This is a genomic window from Hydrotalea sp. AMD, assembly GCF_004100315.1.
Taxonomy (GTDB): Bacteria; Bacteroidota; Bacteroidia; order Chitinophagales; family Chitinophagaceae; genus Hydrotalea; species Hydrotalea flava.
In genome coordinates this window covers 61,494-81,037 of the sequence record NZ_SCKY01000006.1, presented here as the reverse complement: position 1 = coordinate 81,037, position 19,544 = coordinate 61,494, and the positions used below count along the sequence as shown (strand labels likewise).

Genomic DNA, 19,544 nt, shown 5'->3' with positions numbered 1-19,544 from the left:
TGACAAAGCGATTGAATGCAAATTAAAAGAATAAAATGAGTAAAAACATGCTTACTGTCCGGTACAACGTGCAATGCCGCTTTTAGCACGCTGGTCCAATGAACTTTTATAATCATGCTCTCCTAAATTCAGGCAAAGATTGTAATAAGCAACTGCTTCATTTTTATTTCCGGTTCTTTCATAAATCATCCCTGCCTGTAATGCAGCCCTTGCAGCATAATATTCTGTTCTGTCTTTGCCCAACTGATAGGCTTTCCGGTAAAATTCAATGGCTTTGGCATTGTCATCCAATCCATCGTAAATTCTACCCATTCTATAGGTAAATTCTAACTGATCGGTTATGTCTGTATAATTATTAACATGGGTATTCCTTAACAGTTGCAATGCTTCTGTTCTGTAGCCGCCGTCATCCAATAGTCTTGCTTCCAGTAACAATGCATTGGGCCATTTTTTGGTTTGTGCTTCTTTTTGTGCTTCCTTATCTGCATCGGCCATGGTGCTGCCTTTGCTCATAATTTGTTTTCGGGCATTTTCTGCCGCAGGCATATTCCCCATTAAAAAATAACACCAGCTTAAGCGGCGGTAGGTATCTTTTACATAAAATTTTCCTTTAAACTGTTGCAGGAATAAATTAAATTCCCTTACTGCATCATTTAATTGTAAGTGATTCAATAAATCGTATCCCAACTCCAAATGCCAAACCGGTGTTTCTAAATAGCCCGATGCTTTGCTGCGGTTTAAAATAATGCTTTTGGCAAATTCTGTCTGTTTATCATTTTTACCCAAATTAGCTGCCATATAGGCCAATAAATGATTGTTCACCAAATCAAAACGTCCCGATCTTAAGAATTGAACGGTTTCTGATTTTTGATTTTCTAAATAAAAATTCAAATATCCATAAATAAATGCGCCTTCCGTTCGCATCAGTTGTGCCCAGGCATTGTTGCTGAAAGCAAAAGTTTTTACCTGTAACATTCCATCTTTTACTGAGCCGCGCAAGCCTAACAGCGAAGCCAGCCATTTATAGTTTTTGGGAATGGTACCTACTGCGGCTTCTAATGCCCCGTAAATAAGTTGATTGGGTAAAAAATTGGGAAATTTTTTCTTGTTTTCTTTAATAAGCAGGAACGATTTTCTAAATGCCCAGCCTGCGGTCCAGGTTTCTCCAAATTTTATGGCAACAGCTGCTTTTTGTAAATAAATTACACTTTGTGTATATAAAAACCAGGGCGAGTTTTTATTGCCTGTTTGCATTAGGCCAATTCTTTCATCGAATAGTTCCTTTTTTTGGGCATATTCCTGTGGATCTTCATTTAAAAAAAGGGTAAAAAAATCGATGTAACTTTCAATATAAACGGGAATTAAATTCTGCGGATTGGCTTGTTTGCTTTCTTCAATATAGCGAAAGCCTTTTCCTATTTGCAATTGCATTACTTCGGTATATGCCTGCTGGCAGGAGCTTGAAAAATCAAATACCTTTTGTGCATTTGTGTTGAAGAAAAACAACAATAAAAGGATGGCGGTTGCTAATTTCATTGGTGATAAATGCTTTTAAAACAATGTATTCAAAATACCAATATGGTGCAAAATAAAACAGGAGCTTTAGTAAAGCCCCTGGTTTGTGATATAAAAAAGTTAAGATATTTTATTTTGCTACAACCGAATCGTTCAAGTCGGCATCTACTAAAATTCTGCCGCAGTTTTCGCATACAATTACTTTTTTGTGCATGCGTATTTCGCTTTGGCGTTGCGGGGGTATGGCATTGTAACAACCACCACAGGCATCTCTTTCAACCGGAACTACAGCAAGTCCATTACGGTAGTTTTTGCGAATACGATCATAGCTGTATAACAAGCGTTCATCAATTTCTTTACGGGCTTCTTCGCTCAGCTTTTTAAAATGTTTTTCTTCTTTTTCTGTTTCCACAATAATTTTTTCCAGTTCGCCTTTTTTGTGGGTTAAAATACCTTCTTTGGTAGCAATTTGTTTTTTTGCAGCATCCAAAGCTTTTACTTTATTGGCCAACTCTTCATTGGCATCCCGAATATTTTTTTCGCACAGCTTAATTTCAAGCTGTTGCATTTCAATTTCTTTAGAGATGGCCTCAAACTCGCGACTGTTTTTTACATTATCGCTTTGTTTCTCGTACTTTTTAATCATGGCCTCACTTTCGGTGATAGCCAGTTTCTTTTGTTCAATAAATTCAGAAATGCCATTAATTTCTTCTTCAATCCTGTTTTTTCTGCTTAAAATGCCGGCAATTTCATCTTCCAAATCACTCACTTCAATGGGTAATTCGCCTTTCAAAATTTCAAATTCATCTAATTTGCTGTCAATTTTTTGCAGCTTAATAAGGCCTACCAGTTTTTCTTCTACAGAAAATTCTTTAGCTGTTGCCATATTTTGTATTGTGTTTTTTGTGTTTAATAGTTTTATGGTACCGGCTGTATCAACCCCCATATTGCTTTCGTTGCGTCGCATTCCGTTCATCGTTCGGTTGGATTGGCAGCGATGCGTTTTATAAAAAATATTGTATGGGATTGGTACTTACCTTACTTTTAAGGACGGCAAAGGTAGGGAATTTGGTTTGTAAAACCGCCTCTAATAAATCAATTGTAAATTGCTCACTTTCCCAATGGCCCACATCGGCTATAATAATAGTGTTGTTGGCTTCAAAAAAATCGTGGTATTTTACATCGGCAGTAATAAATATATCGGCACCAGCGGCAATTGCCCGTTGGGTTAAAAAGCTGCCTGCTCCACCACAAATAGCCACTTTTTGAATGGGTTTCCCCAATAATCGGGTATGTTTTATTACAGGCACCTTCAATAAATGCTTTATTTTTTCTAAAAATGCAGTTTCTTCAACCGGATGAGGTAAACTGCCTATAATGCCACTGCCTACCTGATTAAAATGATTGAGCAAAGGAACCACATCATAAGCTACTTCTTCATAAGGATGCGCTTTCCATAATGCTTCAATAATAGCGGATTGTAGTACAGCCGGAAAAATTACTTCAATTTTTTCTTCCGGTTCTAAGTGCCTTTCACCAATATTGCCTACAAATGGAGTGGTTCCTGTGCCTGCTTTAAAAGTTCCCGTTCCCCCGGTACTAAAACTGCATTCGCTGTATGCACCAATATTGCCGGCTCCGGCTTCAAATAGGGCGTTTTTTATTTTTTCAGTATAGGCTTTGGGTACAAAAGTGTACAATTTGTTCAATGTATTGGGTTTGGGTAATAAAATTTGAGTATTTGTTAAACCCAATTTGGTGGCCAGTATACCATTTACACCGTTAATTACATTGTCTAAATTGGTGTGTATGGCATAAATGGCAATATTTTGCTGAATGGCTTTTATAATGGTTCGCTCTACATAATTAGAGCCGGTAATTTTTTGTAAACCCTTAAAAATAATGGGATGATGGGCTACCACTAAGTTGCATTTCCGGTCATGTGCTTCCTGAATTACTGCTTCGGTTACATCTAACGTGCAAAGTACACCGGTGCACTTCTTTGCAGAATTTCCAACCAATAATCGGGCATTGTCGTAAGATTCCTGATAAGCCGGTGCTGCAAAATCTTCTAACGTTTGTGTAATTTCTCCTATTTTCATAAAAAAAAGTATTAATTAAGCGGCAAAATAAAACTAAACTAAATTTAGGATATGCAACCGGACGGCTACTTTAATTACAATGGAAAATTGTATAAAAACGAGAAAGCGGTAATTTCTGTAAGCAATCGGTCTTTTAGATATGGCGATGGCTGCTTTGAAACACTAAAAATGCTGAATGGCAAAATATGCCTGCAGGCTATGCATTTAGAAAGATTATTTGTATCGCTGCAGCAATTGCATTTTAATCGCCCCAACTACTTTATAACCGATGCTTTTCATGAACAGATTATAGAATTAGTTAAAAAAAATCATCATAAAAAAGCCGCACGTATTCGTATTACCATTGCCCGTGGTGAGGGTGGTTTATATGATCCTGAAAATGATTTTCCTAACTATGTGATACAGTCCTGGGATTTGAACAGCGCCAATAATCAACTGAATGAAAATGGACTTGTTACCGGCATTTATACCGATGCAAGAAAAATTAATGATGCCTACTCACATATAAAAAGTAATAATTACCTGTGCTATGCCATGGCAGCTTATTGGGCTAAGGAAAAAAAAATGAACGATGCATTGGTATTGAATGCGCAAGGCAATGTTGCAGATGCAACCATTGCCAATGTATTTATTATTCAGGATGGCATTATTAAAACACCTGCAATTACTGAGGGCTGTGTAGGTGGTATTATGCGAAAATATTTATTGAAATGCCTGCGTGCTGAAAATATTCCTGTGGAAGAAACTACCATTTCGCCGGAAGATGTGCTAAAAGCAACCGAAGTATTTTTTACCAATACCATTTATGGCATAAAGTGGGTAAAAGAGGTGAATAATATGCACTATAAAACACAAACGACTCCATTACTGTATGAAAAATTTATAGCACCGCTATGGGCTGTTTAAACAATTTGAATGGCTGCTTGTTAAATCGTTCAATATTGTTATTATGAAACAGGAAGTAGCTATTATGTGGTTTAGAAGGGATTTGCGTTTTGAAGATAATGCAGCCTTATATCATGCGTTTCGTCAGCCCCATCCCGTTATACCTCTGTTTATATTTGATACCCATATTTTAGATAAACTTACCAACAGAAATGATGCAAGAGTGCAGTTTATACATTCGGTAATCACAAACATGCACCGGCAGTTGATGCGCAATGGGAGCGGCATGTGGGTGTACTACGGCTCACCGTTACAGGTGTTTCAACAGTTGTCTGAAAATTTTAGCATACAATCGGTGTATACCAATACAGATTACGAACAATATGCCATTGTCAGAGATGCCGGTATTGCCGATTTTCTGCTCCGGCAAGGTGCTGCATTCTATTCTTTTAAAGATCAGGTAATTTTTGATGGGAGTGAAGTGGTGAAAGAAAATGGAAAGCCTTATACTGTTTTTACTCCATACAGCCGAAAATGGAAAGCATTATTGCAACCTTTTCATTTAAAATCTTACCCATCGGGCCGGGATATTAGATATTTTTTTCAGTCGGCCGAACATACCATTCCAACTTTAGCAGAAATGGGTTTCCATGCAGCAGATATACCCATCCCATCGCAACAACTCAATGAGGGCCTGATAGCAAAATATAATCAGCAACGTAATTTTCCGGCTGTAAATGGCACTTCCAGGCTGGGCATTCATTTGCGCTTTGGCACCATCAGTATTCGTATGTTGGCTGCAAAAGCACAGCAACTGAACGAAGTTTTTTTAAATGAATTGATATGGCGCGATTTTTATCATTCCATTTTATACCATTTTCCGCATGTTAGGGGAGGAAAGGCTTTTAAGCCCATTTATGATCAAATTGAATGGAGCAATAATGAAGCAGCATTTGAAAAATGGTGTGCCGGTAAAACCGGTTATCCTATTGTAGATGCGGGTATGCGTGAACTAAATGCCACCGGTTATATGCACAACCGGGTTAGAATGATTGTAGCTTCTTTTTTAACCAAGCATTTGCTGATTGACTGGCGCTGGGGTGAAGCTTATTTTGCAGAAAAGTTATTGGATTATGATTTTGCTGCTAATAACGGCGGATGGCAGTGGGCGGCAGGCAGTGGTTGCGATGCAGCGCCTTATTTCAGAATATTTAATCCTGCATTGCAAACTGAGAAGTTCGATAAAAATTTAGCGTACATCAATAAGTGGATACCGGAGCTGAATAGTTTTGAATATCCGGATCCAATTGTGCAGCACGAAATGGCCCGTAAACGGGCATTGCAAGTTTATGGTGCGGTACTAAAAAATAAAAAGGAGTAGCTAATTGTATGAAATTATGTAATGCATACATCCTGCAGCAATGGCATAGCGTTATGGTGCATATCTGCATATATTTTTAATAAAGTTGCTACAGCTTTTTTACCGTTTTCGCCCAATGTAAACGAGTAATCGTTCACATACAAATCAATATGCTGACGCATAATGGTTGGTTGCATTTCCTGCGCATGTTGTTGTACAAAATCAGCCAGTGTTTGATGGTGCTTTTGATAGGCATATGCCACACTTTCCTGTATCAATGCATCTATCTGCAATAGCAATGCTGTTGGCAAAGTTCTTTTGGCAATAATACCTCCTAAAGGGATGGGAGCTCCAGTTGCGCTTTCCCAATATTCGCCCAGATCTTTTAGCTTTATTAAACCTTTTTTCTGATAAGTAAATCTGTTTTCATGAATAATAACACCTGCATCTACTTTGCCGGTTAATACTGCTGTTTCTATTTCATGAAAAACCATCATTTTTTTATTGCTAATAGTAGGGTAAGCTAATGAAAACAAAAGATGTGCAGTGGTGTTTTCGCCGGGAATAGCTACTGTGGCTGTTTCTGGATACATTTGGATGGCATTATTACCGGGTAAACTAATTAACAATGGTCCTACTCCCTTTCCCAATGCACCACCGCTTTGCAGCAACCAGTAGTAAGGCGAAACCGCGGGTAGCACACCATAACTAATTTTCGAAAAGTCTAATTTTTTTTCAATAGCCCATCTATTCAATGTTTCTACATCTTCTAATATTACATCAAATTCAATTCCCTTTGTATCAATTTTATGATTCACCAATGCATCAAAAATAAAAGTATCGTTGGGGCAGGGTGAAAATCCTAATGTGTATTTCATGATATGTAATGCGCTTTTATTTAGTTCTTACTTTCAAAATTTATTTCATTAAAAATTTCAACATATTGAATGATTGCTTTGTTCAAAGCTTGCAATGCTTTCTCCATCGCCCATTTTTGCTTATCTCGCTCACCTACCACATTCGAAATAGCTCTTACTTGTATATAAGGAATATTAAAAATACCGGCAACAAAATGCAAAGCAACCCCCTCCATCGTTTCTATATCGGGTGCATATTTGCTGTTCAGTTGTACAATGCGTTGCGGATTGGTTGAAATTTCATTCACAGAAATACCACTAACTTCCGGCAATGCGGTAATATTCCATTGTTCTAAATAGTGATTGGTGATGCTCCCGTTTTCAAAAGGTTTTGTGTTTTTTGATTGTAATCCCAAATCAAAAATATCTTTCCAATTTTGCTGTTCCATTACACCTGTATCGCCTAACATCTCTTTTTTTACTGCTACTACTGAGGCAGGTTTTAAGTGTTGATGAAATGTACCGGCAATACCTGCCTGGATGATGCAATCCGGATGCTCTGTTAAAACCAGTTTTGTTAATTGTACAGCAGATAAAAGCATGCCTACACCGGTGGTTGCAAAATGCAATGCAGTAATATTTTTATGGTGTTTGTTTTTTTGTAAAGTTTCCTTTGCAATTTGTATTTCAAAAGCTGTTGCGGCAGTTACCCAAATTTTCATGCAAAAAATTTTCGATTTTTATACTTCAATTTCGCTTCCCTGTTGTTGTTTCGTGCAAGGAAGCATCGAATTGAATGTAAAATTAAAGTTTGTAAATCTGGTATAATAGGTTTGTTTACAATTAAATAACAAAACAATTTCCATTTAAATCTGGAAATTTAGCCATTAATATTTTATATGAAGTTATGTAAAATCAGTTGCTTGTTGTTGGTTGTTTGCTCAGTTCATTCAGTGCTTTTTGCACAGCATCAACAACATAAAGTACTGTTTGTAATTGCGGATGGTATTCCGGCCGATGTGATAGAATCAGTTCCTAAACCTGCTATCAATTCAGTTATTCAGGTGGGTACTTATAGAAGATCGTTTACAGGCGGCATACCAAACAGCTATTCTCAAATGCCTACTATTTCAGCACCCGGTTACAATAATTTATTAACGGGCACCTGGGCATACAAACACAATGTGTTTACGAATGGCGTTAAAAATCCTAATTATCATTATCTCAATATTTTGCGGTTAATTAAAGAGAGCAATCCCGAAAAAAAAGTAGCAATATTTTCCAGTTGGTTAGATAACAGAACAAAGTTGTTGGGTGATGGATTGCCTGCGGCAGGCAATTTTAAACCAGATATACATTTTGATGGATATGAATTAGATACAATGCAGTTTCCGCATGATGCTGCCCATCATTATATGCATTTGATTGATGAAGCTGTGGTAGCGAAAGCAGACAGTGTTGTACGTAGCTCAGGTCCGGATGCTTCATGGGTATATCTGGAATATACAGATGATATGGGGCATATGCATGGCACCGGCGATATATTTAAACAGGCCGTATCATATTTAGATATCCAAATGGGTAAAATTTGGCAGGCTATTCAATATCGGGAAAAACATTTTAATGAAAAATGGTTGCTGATTTTAACGACCGATCATGGCCGTGATGCACAAACCGGACGAAACCATGGTGGGCAGTCAGAAAGAGAAAGAACGACCTGGATGGTAATGAATACGAAGCAATTGAATGAATATGCCAAAAAAGATGAACCTGCTGTGGTAGATATTTTTCCAACCATTGCTCGTTTTATGGAGGTGCCTGTTCCCATTGCCATGCAATATGAATTGGATGGTGTGCCAATGCTGGGTCCGATTTCGGTTGCGCACCCCTCTGTAATGCTGCAAAATGATTCATTGGTAGTACATTGGCAATCATTTTCTGCCAATGAACCGGTTAAAATTTATTGGACAACTACCAACTGTTTTAAATCCGGTAATGTAGATACCTATCATTTAGCAGGTAACGTTCCAAATAAGCAACAGGTTTTTTCTATTGCACTGCAACAGCTCCACGGCAATTTTTATAAGGTAGTAATTGAAGGGATACACAATACGGTAAATACCTGCTATTTACCGCAATCAACTAAGCATACAGAATAAAGTCTGTTGGCGCCACCCGGTTGAAATATAAACTTGCAAATATTACCTTTGCCGGTAAATAATGGTGTAGAATGGTATATTTAACTCGTCAGGAGCATTTTAATGCAGCACATAAACTCTACAATCCCAACTGGAGCAGAGAAAAGAATGAACAAGTATTTGGCCTTTGTGCCAATGAAAACTGGCATGGGCATAACTACGATTTATATGTAACCATTAAAGGCATGCCCGACCCCGATACCGGTTTTTTGTATGATGTTAAAAAGCTAAGCCAATTAATTAAAACTAGGGTGATTGATAAATTAGATCATAAGAATTTGAATTTGGATGTAGATTTTATGCAGGGAAAAATGTGCAGCACCGAAAATCTGGCTGTTGCCATTTGGCAGCAATTGGCTCCTTATTTACCGGATACCGTACAATTGCATTGCATTAAATTGTATGAAACCGCCAGAATATATGTAGAATATTTTGGCGATTAATAGCGAAATTGCAGGCAAAGGCATGATGCTGCACATTCCGGTTTGCAATTATTGCATTACACGTACAGACACTTTTTCATGCAACAAATTTCTTGCAGCAATGGCTATACCTTCTGCATCGTAACCACACTCTTTGTGCAACTCTTTTAAAGTTCCATGTTCAACTAATCTGTCGGGTATTCCCAAGCGAACAACGGTTGCATTGTAATGATTGTCGGCCATAAATTCCAACACAGCACTTCCAAAGCCACCGGTTATAGCACCATCTTCTACTGTAACTATTTTTTGGTAACGTTGAAAAACTTCATGAAGTAAATCTGCATCAATAGGTTTTACAAAACGTAAATCGTAATGTGCAGGATCAATGCCTTCAGTTCTCAATTGTCGAATAGCGGCCTGAACAAAATTACCCGGATGACCAATAGAAAGTATAGCCAAAGTTTTTCCATCTTTTAATTTTCGTCCTTTACCAATGGTAATTGCCTCAAACGGTGTTTTCCAGTTAGGCATTACACCCTCACCTCTGGGGTATCGTATTACAAATGGCATTTGGGTAGATGGTAATTGGGCTGTGTACATTAGGTTGCGCAGTTCCTGTTCATTCATAGGGGCACTGATAATCATGTTGGGAATACAACGGAAGTAGGGAATATCATAACACCCATGGTGTGTTGGTCCATCTTCACCTACTAATCCGGCTCTGTCTAAACACAGCACAACCGGTAGTTTTTGAATGGCAATATCATGCACCACCTGATCGTATGCCCTTTGCATGAATGATGAATAAATATTGCAATACACCCGCATACCTTGTGTTGCAAGTCCTGCACTGAGTGTAGCAGCATGTTGTTCACAAATGCCTACATCAAATGCGCGGTCGGGCATTTTTTCCATCATGAATTTTAAGGATGAGCCACTGGGCATAGCAGGGGTAACACCCATTATGCTGGCATTCTGTTCCGCCAATTCAATAATGGTATGTCCAAATACATCCTGATATTTTGGAGGTTGGGGTATGTCTGAGTGTTTTTTATAAATTTCGCCGGTTACCTTATCAAATAAACCGGGTGCGTGCCATTTGGTTTGGTCTTTTTCAGCCAATGCATAGCCTTTGCCTTTAACGGTAATGATATGCAGTAATTTGGGGCCCGGTATATCACGCATATCTTTGAGGGTATCTACCAATTTGGTGATATTGTGCCCGTCAATGGGTCCGAAATAGCGTATTTTAAGCGATTCAAACAGGTTACTGCTTTTGCTCACCATACCTTTCAATCCGGCTTCCATTTTACTGGCAATATCCCGGCTAAAGTTTTTACCGGCCGGTAGTTTGCCCAAAATATTCCATATTTCATCCCGCATTTTGTTATAAGTATGCGAGGTAGTAATATCAGTTAAATATTCTTTCAATGCACCTACATTGGGGTCAATGCTCATGCAATTATCATTTAAAATAATGAGCACATCACTATCGGCAACACCGGCATGGTTCATGGCTTCAAAAGCCATGCCCGCAGTCATACTGCCATCGCCAATTACTGCAATATTTTTTCTGTTTTCACCTTTGTATTTAGCCGCCATAGCCATACCCAATGCGGCAGAAATAGAAGTAGAGGAATGCCCTACGCCAAATGTATCGTATTCGCTTTCAGACCGTTTGGGGAATCCGCTTAATCCTTTGTATTTTCTGTTGGTAATAAAATTATCTCTACGGCCGGTTAAAATTTTATGGCCATAAGCCTGGTGGCCTACATCCCAAACCAATTGATCGTAGGGGGTATTGTACACATAATGTAAGGCAACTGATAATTCAACAACGCCCAAACTGGCAGCAAAATGCCCGCCATACACGCTCACCACATCAATGATGTATTGCCGTAACTCATCACATACCTGGTGCAATTGTGTACGATCTAATTTTTTTAAATCGTCAGGAAAATTAATTTTTCCCAATAAAACGCCGGGCTTTATGTCCATTCAAAAAAATTTAAAAGTAAAAATAGCAATTTATAAGCTAAATGTATACAACAGTATAAAATTGCTTTGGTTCAGTTTTTTTAATCATGTGTTCAACCAAACAGCACCGATATTTTGCCTTTAATCAAATTCGCTATATTCGGTTTTTATTTTAAGACTACTTTCATACTGCATGAGAAACAAAATATCAACATATTGGTGGTGCCAGATTTTGGGTTGGAGTGCCTATACACTTGTTTGGACCTTCTTTTACTTTGCCATCCGTTCAAAACCGCAACCCTTCTTTTTTCAAAGTTTATTTACCGATGCGTTTTTAGGATTGGTGATTACCCACCTGATGCGCATGGTGATTAAAGGATTTGATTTCATTCGGTTCGATTTGCAGAAACAAATTTTTTTGCTACTCATTACAGCATTGGTATTTGCTTTATTGGATTCATTGGTTTTTGTTTCACTCATCGGTTTATTTAACTGGGAGCTCCCTCAATTAAAACAATACAGTTTTGGAAACAGGGTGGCAAGGGCATTATTAACCACTTTTTTGTTTTATTTAATCTGGAATTTTATTTATTTCACCTATCACTATATTCAAAAAAGCAGGCGCGATGAATTAGATAAAATACGACTGCAAAGTTTGGTGAAAGAGCTGGAATTGAAAACCATCAAATCGCATATCAATCCGCATTTTATTTTCAATGCTTTGAATAGTATCAGGGCATTGGTAGATGAAAACCCACAACGGGCCAGAACGGCCATTACCGAGTTGAGTAATATTTTAAGAAGCAGCATGCAGTCAGAAAAATTAGAACTGGCTCCTTTTGAGCGGGAATTGAATATTGTGAAAGATTATCTGGCTTTAGAACATATCCGTTTTGAAGAACGTCTGCAAGTTGAATATGATATTGATGAAGATACTTTAGATCAGCCCATTCCGCCTATGATGCTGCAAACATTGGTAGAAAATGCCATTAAACACGGCATCAGCCAGCAGCGAGATGGTGGCACCATAAAAATTATCTCTAATTTCAAAGAAAATCACCATGAATTAATAGTACAAAATTCCGGAACTTTAAATTCGGAAAACAATACCGAAGGTTTTGGCATTACCAGCACACTAACACGGCTAAATTTGTTATATGGGAAAGAGGCTAAGTTTGAGTTAAATACCATTTTTGATGAAATGGTAGAGGCAAAGGTAATTTTGCCGGTTCAGGTTAAATAAAAATATTTTTAAATAGAATACAATATGCCCATTAAAGCAATTATTATTGATGATGAACGATTAGCCCGTAACGAGCTAAAAAAATTATTGCAAAACCACAGCGATATTGAAGTAATTGAAGAGGCCGCAAACGTGGATGAAGGAATTGAAAAAATTGAATTGTACAATCCGGAATTAATTTTTCTGGATATTCAAATGCCCGGAAAAACGGGTTTTGATTTATTAGAACAGGTTGAAAAAGCACCCAAAGTAATTTTTACCACAGCTTATGATGAATATGCCATTAAAGCTTTTGAAGTAAATGCATTAGATTATCTTTTAAAACCCATTGAACCCAAACGGCTTAGCGATGCCCTTGCAAAACTGCAGGATGAATTGTTTAAAGAAAAATTAGGCTTAAATGGTCAGGTAAACCGTGGTCCACTCACTGAAAATGATCAAGTTTTTGTAAAAGATGGGGAACGGTGCTGGTTTGTAAAACTAGGCGAAATTCGTTTGTTTGAAAGTGTGGGTAACTATGCCAAAGTGTATTTTGGCAGCAATAAACCACTTATTTTAAAATCGCTCAATGCATTAGAAGACAGGTTAGATGACAAAATGTTTTTTCGTGCCAATCGTAAACACATTATTAATTTACGCTGGATTGAAAAAATTGAACCTTACTTTAACGGAGGCTTGCTAATTGATTTAAAAGGAGGTGAAAAAGTAGAAGTGAGCAGGCGGCAAACCGTTAAGTTCAAGGAAATGATGAGCCTGTAAATTTATTTGTGGAATTATTTCAACCATCCATTTTTTGTACAAAACAAGCTTATTGCCCAATAACCTGTTTTATGCAGTTGCTTATTTCAATACAAACATCATAACAAATACAAATATGCGCTTTCTCAAAACAATTTTATTGTTGGTTTTAACTGCAGGAATACTGGTTGTTCACGCACAAACTGCTCTTGAAAAAATAATTACCGAAAAAGAAGTAACACGTATTGAAAATATACTGGCTGCCGATGATATGCAGGGCCGAAGGGTGTTTACACCTGGTATTGAAAAAGCTGCCGGTTTTATAATAGATGAATTTAAGAAAGCGGGTTTGCAACCACTAATAGCGGGTGGTACCTATCGTCAAAATTTTATGATGCTAAAACCTGAACACAGTATTGCCAGTTTGCAGATAGACGGGAAGGGAATTCCTGCCAATCAATTTATCATTCGTTCTCAGGAAAAAAACCTTGACATCAATGAAAATTCCGGCTATACCCAAGTTACTATACCTGCCGGTAGTGATTTCTTCACGCATTTATTAGAATTGCTACAATCCAATCACAATCAAATCATTTTTATTGATACGGCATTTACAAAATATTTTCCAAGGTTATCTTATTTTTCGCGTCAGTTTCTACAAAATGCAGCTTCTGCCATTTTTGTTTTAACAGCACAAACCCATCCGGAACATTTCCAATTAAAGGCACAGCAAACTTTTACAGAAATGCCTTTAAGCAATATTGTAGGTATAATACCCGGAAAAAAATTGCCGAATGAATATGTTATTTTCTCGGGCCATTACGACCATTTAGGTATTGGTAAACCTGTAAATGGCGATTCGTTGTATAACGGTGCCAATGATGATGCTGCCGGAACAACAGCCGTAATTATGTTGGCCAAATATTATGCACATTTAAATAATAATGCAAGAACCTTGGTTTTTGCAGCTTTTACTGCAGAAGAAATTGGTGAATATGGTTCAGCTTATTTTTCAGAGCAATTCAATCCCGATGCGGTGAAAGCCATGTTTAATATTGAAATGATTGGAACCGAAAGTAAATGGGGTACCAATAGTGCTTATATTACCGGATATGATAAAACCGATATGGGGCAAATCATGCAACGCAATTTAAGAGGAACACCGTTTACATTTTATCCGGACCCATATACCGAACAAAATTTATTTTATCGCTCCGATAATGCCACTTTGGCTAAAAAAGGAGTACCTGCGCACACTATATCTACTTCAAAAATGGATAATGAGCCCAACTACCATAAACCCAGCGATGAGGTGCAAACGCTTAACTTAAATAATATGACGGCTATTATCAGAGCCATTGCACTCAGTGCACAATCTATTGTAAATGGAAAAGATACCCCAACCAGGGTAGATACAACACAGTTGCGCTAAATTTTAATAGGAACAGAATGAATAGCATCGCTTAATTCTTTAATAAGCGATGCATCTTTTTCAATAGCATTACCTACAACAATTATGTCAGCTCCGGCTTTACAGTTTAAATAGGCCTTTTCAGCATCTGTAATGCCACCTCCAATAATTAAAGGCACTTCTATATGTTGTGCTACCAATGCAATCATGGTTTCGGTTATTGGGCGTTTGGCACCACTTCCGGCATCCATGTAAATGAGTTTCATGCCCAGCATCTCTCCGGCCATAGCCGTACACATGGCAATATCATTTTTGTCGGATGGGATGGGGGTGGCATTCGAAATATACGATACGGTAGTGGGTGCGCCACCATCAATCACCATATAACCGGTAGGTATAATTTCTAATCCGCTTTTCTTCACAAATGGAGCGCTTACTACATGCTGCCCAATCAATAATTCAGGATTTCTTCCCGAAATTAACGACAGATACAACAGTGCATCGGCATATTTACTAACCTGTGAAGGTGAACCCGGAAATAATAAAACAGGAATAGTACAAGCGGCTTTAATTTGCCGAATACATTCATCTAAATGGTTTGAAATGACCAAACTTCCACCCACCAAAAAATAATCAACATGGGCATTCACTGATAGCTGCACCAATTGCTCGATAGAGGAATGATTTACCTTATCAGGATCAATTAATACAGCAAAAGATTTTTTACCTGTCTGCTTTTTTTCCGTAATCTGATGATACAAGGTTTGCTTCATGCAAAAAATTGTAAGTGACTGACTTATTGCAAAAATGCAAAAACTTTTTGTTTTATTCGCTTAAATTAATAAGTATCTGGTGTAAAACCATGAAATAATGGTTTTTTATGGATAAAAAAAATCTGCAAATTGTTTATGTTGCTCCTTTTCTCTACCTTTTTTTGAACTACAACAATAAAATAATTAGCAATTATTTAGATGGTTTAAACCCGAATTTAGCTGCTTTTGATGTAATTTTTCAATCATAAATAATGGTTGTTTAATTGGACATATTGTGTGAAAATGTTTGTAAGCACTTTAAATATACGTGAAATATACGTGTGAATGTTTTGCATGGATGCGCACATATGAAACAATAGTATCATTTTATACACATTAATAATAGGAATTTTGTTTGAAACGGCAAGCATTTATTTTCAAAATATTATCTACATGTGTTAATATTTTTTGAAATGCAAACAGGCCTTGAATCTGCAACTTTTTAACAAGGTTTTTCCACAATCTGTTAATATTTACAATAAGGTTTTTTAATTATGAAAAGATATTTTCGTTAACCGCTATCCGTAACAGGATATCCTGTAAAAAACATCATTCACTGCATTACTAAACTAAAGGCTCATGGCACCCGCATCTAAAAACAAAGGCTTACAATTTAAACGCCGCTATACCAAAGAAGGTATCAGTCCATTTGATTTGTTTGAATACGATTACAGAACCAGCATCATTAAAAATCCTAATGGCGAAGTGGTTTTTGAAATGAACAATGTAGAAGTGCCAAAGCAATGGAGCCAAATTGCAACCGATATTTTAGCACAAAAATATTTTAGAAAAGCAGGCGTACCCCAACCCGATGGAACCACCGGTCGTGAAACTTCTGTTAAGCAGGTGGCGCATCGTATGGCCAATTGCTGGAAAGTATGGGGCCAACGCTACAATTATTTTGTTTCTGAACAGGATGCACAGGTGTTTTATGATGAGCTAGTATTCAGTATCCTAAATCAGTCATGTGTACCCAATTCGCCACAATGGTTTAATACCGGTTTGTTTGAAAGTTATGGTATTACCGGTAAACCGCAAGGGCACTATTATGTTGATCCCAAAGACGGAACTTTAAAAAAATCGCAAAATGCATATGAAAGGCCACAGCCTCATGCCTGTTTCATTTTATCTGTTAAAGATGACTTAGTGAATGAGGGTGGAATTATGGATTTATGGGTACGTGAAGCACGTATTTTTAAATATGGCAGCGGTGTAGGTACCAATTTTTCACAAATACGTGGTGAAGGTGAAAAATTAAGCGGCGGAGGAACTTCAAGTGGGTTGATGAGTTTTTTGAAAATTGGCGATCGGGCTGCAGGTGCCATTAAATCAGGCGGTACTACCCGCAGGGCTGCAAAAATGGTGTGTCTTGATTTAGACCATCCGGAAATCATGAAATTTATTAACTGGAAGGTGGAAGAAGAAAATAAAGTGGCGGCACTCATAGCAGCAGGTTATGATTCCAATTATGAAGGAGAAGCCTATTTAACCGTTTCAGGTCAAAATTCTAATAATTCAGTACGTATACCCAACAGCTTTTTTGAAAAACTAGAAAAAAATGAAAACTGGGAACTGAAAGCCCGTACCGATGGCCGGGTAATGAAAACCATTCCGGCAAGAGAAGTTTGGAACAATATTGCTTATGCTGCCTGGCGTTGTGCCGATCCCGGTACCCAGTTTGATACTACCATTAATGAGTGGCATACTTGTCCACAGGGTGGGCGCATAAATGCCTCTAATCCATGTAGTGAATACATGTTTTTAGATAATACTGCCTGTAATCTGGCTTCCATTAATCTCCGCAAATTTTTTAATGAAGCAAATAATACGATTGATGTAGAAGGCATAGAATATATTAGTCGTTTATGGACTGCTGTTTTGGAAATTTCTGTGTTAATGGCTCAATTTCCATCCAAGGAGGTGGCACAATTATCATACGATTACAGAACACTGGGTTTGGGTTTTGCCAATTTAGGAACCATATTAATGTTAAGCGGCATTCCTTATGATAGTGAAGATGCCCGTGGTATTGCCGGTGCAGTTACAGCCATCATGACAGGTACTGCCTATAAAACCTCTGGAGAAATGGCTGCCTTTTTAGGCCCTTTCAGAAAATTTGAAGAGAATAAAGCTGATATGCTTCGGGTAATGCGCAACCACCGTGCAGCGGCTTATGATGCCGAAGAGGCTTATATCGGTTTGCAAATTAAACCGGTAGGAATAAAAGCCAAATATTGCCCGGATTATTTGCTGAAAGCAGCAACCAAAGCCTGGGATGATGCAGTACAACTTGGCGAAAAATATGGGTACCGGAATGCTCAAACTACCGTAATTGCCCCTACCGGCACCATTGGCTTAATTATGGATTGTGATACAACCGGCGTAGAACCCGATTTTGCATTGGTAAAATTTAAAAAGTTAAGTGGCGGGGGTTATTTCAAAATTATTAACCAGGCAGTTCCCAATGCACTGAAAAATTTAGGATATACTGACGCTCAAATAAAAGATATTGAAAATTATGCAGTAGGAACCGCCAGTTTTGAAGGAGCACCCTTTATTAATAATACTACACTGGCTGCCAAAGGGTTTATACAAGAAGAAATTGCCAAAATTAATCAGGCTGCAAAATCAGCTTTTGAAATTGGATTTCTTTTCAATCGCTTTGCATTAGGCGATGCCTGTATGCAACGGTTAGGTTTTAAAGAAGAAGAATACAGTAGCTGGGATTTTAATATGCTGGAAGCATTGGGCTTTACAGATGATGAAATTGAAGCAGCCAACGATTATGTATGTGGAACCATGACTGTTGAAGGTGCACCACACTTAAAGCCGGAACATTTGCCGGTATTTGATTGTGCCAATAAATGCGGAAAGAAAGGGGAACGTTATATCCATGCACATGGCCATATTAAAATGATGGCAGCTTGTCAGCCCTTTTTAAGTGGTGCCATTTCAAAAACCATTAATCTGCCACATGAGGCAAAAGTGGAAGAGATTGAAGAAGCTTATTATTTAAGCTGGAAATTAGGTTTAAAAGCGTGTGCTTTATATAGGGATGGCTCTAAACTCTCTCAACCGTTAAGCAACAAATCAGACAAGAAGAAAAAAACAACCGACGAAGCTGGCCAAACACAAACTAAAGCGGCGGTTACTGAATCAGTAAAAATACCTGTTGATGCTTCTATTGTCGATTTAAGTCAATTAACGGTTGATGAGTTGTTAGAGGAAGTAACCAGAAGAATGAATGCATCTACCGACACTCAATTAAAGAGAGCTTTATCAAGAATTGTAGAGCGCAAATCATTGCCTGCAAAAAGGCGTGGATATACCCAAAAAGCAAAAGTTGGCGGCCAGGTTATCTTTTTGCGAACCGGAGAATATACTGATGGCACCCTTGGCGAAATATTTATTGATTTGGCCAAAGAAGGCTCTACTTTAAGAAGTTTAATGAACTGCTTTGCTATTGCCGTTTCAGTTGGCTTGCAATACGGGGTTCCATTAGAAGAGTTTGTAGAAAAATTTGTATTTACCAAGTTTGAACCTTCCGGAATGGTAGACCATCCCAACATTAAAACCACCACCTCTTTAGTTGATTTTGTATTTCGTGCATTGGCTTTTGACTATTTGGGAAGAACTGATCTGGTACATGTTTTAAATAAACCTGAAGTTGAAAATACAGGTGTACAGGAAACTGAGTTATCTTATTTGGGAAAGCCTGAATTAAGCAATATAAGAGTAACTGCAGGATCCGGAAGCCATACCACTACACAAAAAAGCGCCGGTTCGTCTGCAAAAGTAAACAGTGGATTGGACATGGTGAATGCCGCAGCCAAAAATATGCAAAGTGATGCACCAGCCTGCAATACCTGTGGACATATTACTGTACGCAGCGGCACATGCTATAAATGTTTAAATTGCGGAAACAGCATGGGGTGCAGTTAAATCTGAAAACAGTTATTATACTTTTTTTTACAATTACAACCTGTTACCTAAAAGTACAGGTTGTTTTTTTATGCGTTCATGC

General features: G+C 37.8%; 15 protein-coding genes. 8 read left to right on the top strand and 7 right to left on the bottom strand.

Annotated features, from left to right (window positions below; translation table 11 throughout):
- Positions 1-51: 51 nt before the first annotated feature.
- The 3 genes from EO766_RS05650 to EO766_RS05640 form a co-directional block, all read right to left on the bottom strand.
- Entirely contained in the window at positions 52-1,536 is a 1,485-nt protein-coding gene (locus EO766_RS05650; RefSeq protein WP_074419576.1) for a tetratricopeptide repeat protein, read from the bottom strand.
- A 109-nt stretch (positions 1,537-1,645) separates the two neighbouring features.
- Positions 1,646-2,491, bottom strand: coding sequence for a zinc ribbon domain-containing protein (locus EO766_RS05645; RefSeq protein WP_287100792.1), 846 nt, complete (start codon positions 2,489-2,491; stop codon positions 1,646-1,648).
- Between the two features lie 28 nt (positions 2,492-2,519).
- Positions 2,520-3,617, bottom strand: coding sequence for a Nif3-like dinuclear metal center hexameric protein (locus EO766_RS05640; protein ID WP_074420410.1), 1,098 nt, complete (start codon positions 3,615-3,617; stop codon positions 2,520-2,522).
- A 51-nt stretch (positions 3,618-3,668) separates the two neighbouring features.
- Here EO766_RS05640 and EO766_RS05635 point away from each other — a divergent pair, with 51 nt between their 5' ends.
- Complete coding sequence (locus tag EO766_RS05635) at positions 3,669-4,523, top strand: aminotransferase class IV (protein WP_074420411.1); 855 nt, start codon at positions 3,669-3,671, stop codon at positions 4,521-4,523.
- A 43-nt stretch (positions 4,524-4,566) separates the two neighbouring features.
- Positions 4,567-5,883, top strand: coding sequence for a cryptochrome/photolyase family protein (locus EO766_RS05630; RefSeq protein ID WP_074420412.1), 1,317 nt, complete (start codon positions 4,567-4,569; stop codon positions 5,881-5,883).
- 14 nt (positions 5,884-5,897) lie between these two features.
- Here the strand turns inward: EO766_RS05630 and EO766_RS05625 are convergent, their stop codons facing one another.
- Together EO766_RS05625 and mqnB are read right to left on the bottom strand one after the other, a co-directional pair.
- Positions 5,898-6,740, bottom strand: a complete 843-nt coding sequence (locus EO766_RS05625) for a 1,4-dihydroxy-6-naphtoate synthase (RefSeq protein ID WP_074420413.1) — start codon at positions 6,738-6,740, stop codon at positions 5,898-5,900.
- 20 nt (positions 6,741-6,760) lie between these two features.
- A complete protein-coding gene (gene mqnB / locus EO766_RS05620; RefSeq protein WP_074420414.1) occupies positions 6,761-7,441 on the bottom strand; it encodes a futalosine hydrolase in 681 nt (226 codons plus the stop codon).
- Positions 7,442-7,618: 177 nt separating this feature from the next.
- On the opposite strand from mqnB, the gene EO766_RS05615 reads away from it, so the two are divergent.
- Together EO766_RS05615 and EO766_RS05610 are read left to right on the top strand one after the other, a co-directional pair.
- A complete protein-coding gene (locus EO766_RS05615) occupies positions 7,619-8,878 on the top strand; it encodes an alkaline phosphatase family protein (RefSeq protein WP_074420415.1) in 1,260 nt (419 codons plus the stop codon).
- A 71-nt stretch (positions 8,879-8,949) separates the two neighbouring features.
- On the top strand, positions 8,950-9,360 hold the full coding sequence (locus EO766_RS05610; RefSeq protein WP_074420416.1) for a 6-pyruvoyl trahydropterin synthase family protein: 411 nt from the start codon (positions 8,950-8,952) through the stop codon (positions 9,358-9,360).
- Positions 9,361-9,408: 48 nt separating this feature from the next.
- On the opposite strand, the gene dxs is transcribed toward EO766_RS05610, so the two are convergent.
- Positions 9,409-11,337 (bottom strand): 1-deoxy-D-xylulose-5-phosphate synthase, encoded by a 1,929-nt coding sequence (gene dxs / locus EO766_RS05605; protein ID WP_287100791.1) that lies wholly within the window; start codon positions 11,335-11,337, stop codon positions 9,409-9,411.
- 172 nt (positions 11,338-11,509) lie between these two features.
- On the opposite strand from dxs, the gene EO766_RS05600 reads away from it, so the two are divergent.
- The 3 genes from EO766_RS05600 to EO766_RS05590 all read left to right on the top strand — a co-directional run bounded on the left by EO766_RS05600 (position 11,510) and on the right by EO766_RS05590 (position 14,729).
- On the top strand, positions 11,510-12,559 hold the full coding sequence (locus EO766_RS05600) for a sensor histidine kinase (RefSeq protein WP_075051454.1): 1,050 nt from the start codon (positions 11,510-11,512) through the stop codon (positions 12,557-12,559).
- A 24-nt stretch (positions 12,560-12,583) separates the two neighbouring features.
- The gene (locus EO766_RS05595; RefSeq protein WP_074418610.1) at positions 12,584-13,318 is read left to right on the top strand and encodes a LytR/AlgR family response regulator transcription factor; all 735 of its coding nucleotides are present in this window, start codon (positions 12,584-12,586) and stop codon (positions 13,316-13,318) included.
- Between the two features lie 115 nt (positions 13,319-13,433).
- The gene (locus EO766_RS05590; protein WP_287100790.1) at positions 13,434-14,729 is read left to right on the top strand and encodes a M28 family peptidase; all 1,296 of its coding nucleotides are present in this window, start codon (positions 13,434-13,436) and stop codon (positions 14,727-14,729) included.
- On the opposite strand, the gene EO766_RS05585 is transcribed toward EO766_RS05590, so the two are convergent.
- Entirely contained in the window at positions 14,726-15,481 is a 756-nt protein-coding gene (locus tag EO766_RS05585; protein ID WP_074418609.1) for a phosphoglycerol geranylgeranyltransferase, read from the bottom strand. The genes EO766_RS05590 and EO766_RS05585 overlap by 4 nt on opposite strands.
- Positions 15,482-16,099: 618 nt before the next feature.
- On the opposite strand from EO766_RS05585, the gene EO766_RS05580 reads away from it, so the two are divergent.
- A complete protein-coding gene (locus EO766_RS05580; RefSeq protein WP_074418184.1) occupies positions 16,100-19,462 on the top strand; it encodes a vitamin B12-dependent ribonucleotide reductase in 3,363 nt (1,120 codons plus the stop codon).
- Positions 19,463-19,544: the final 82 nt, after the last annotated feature.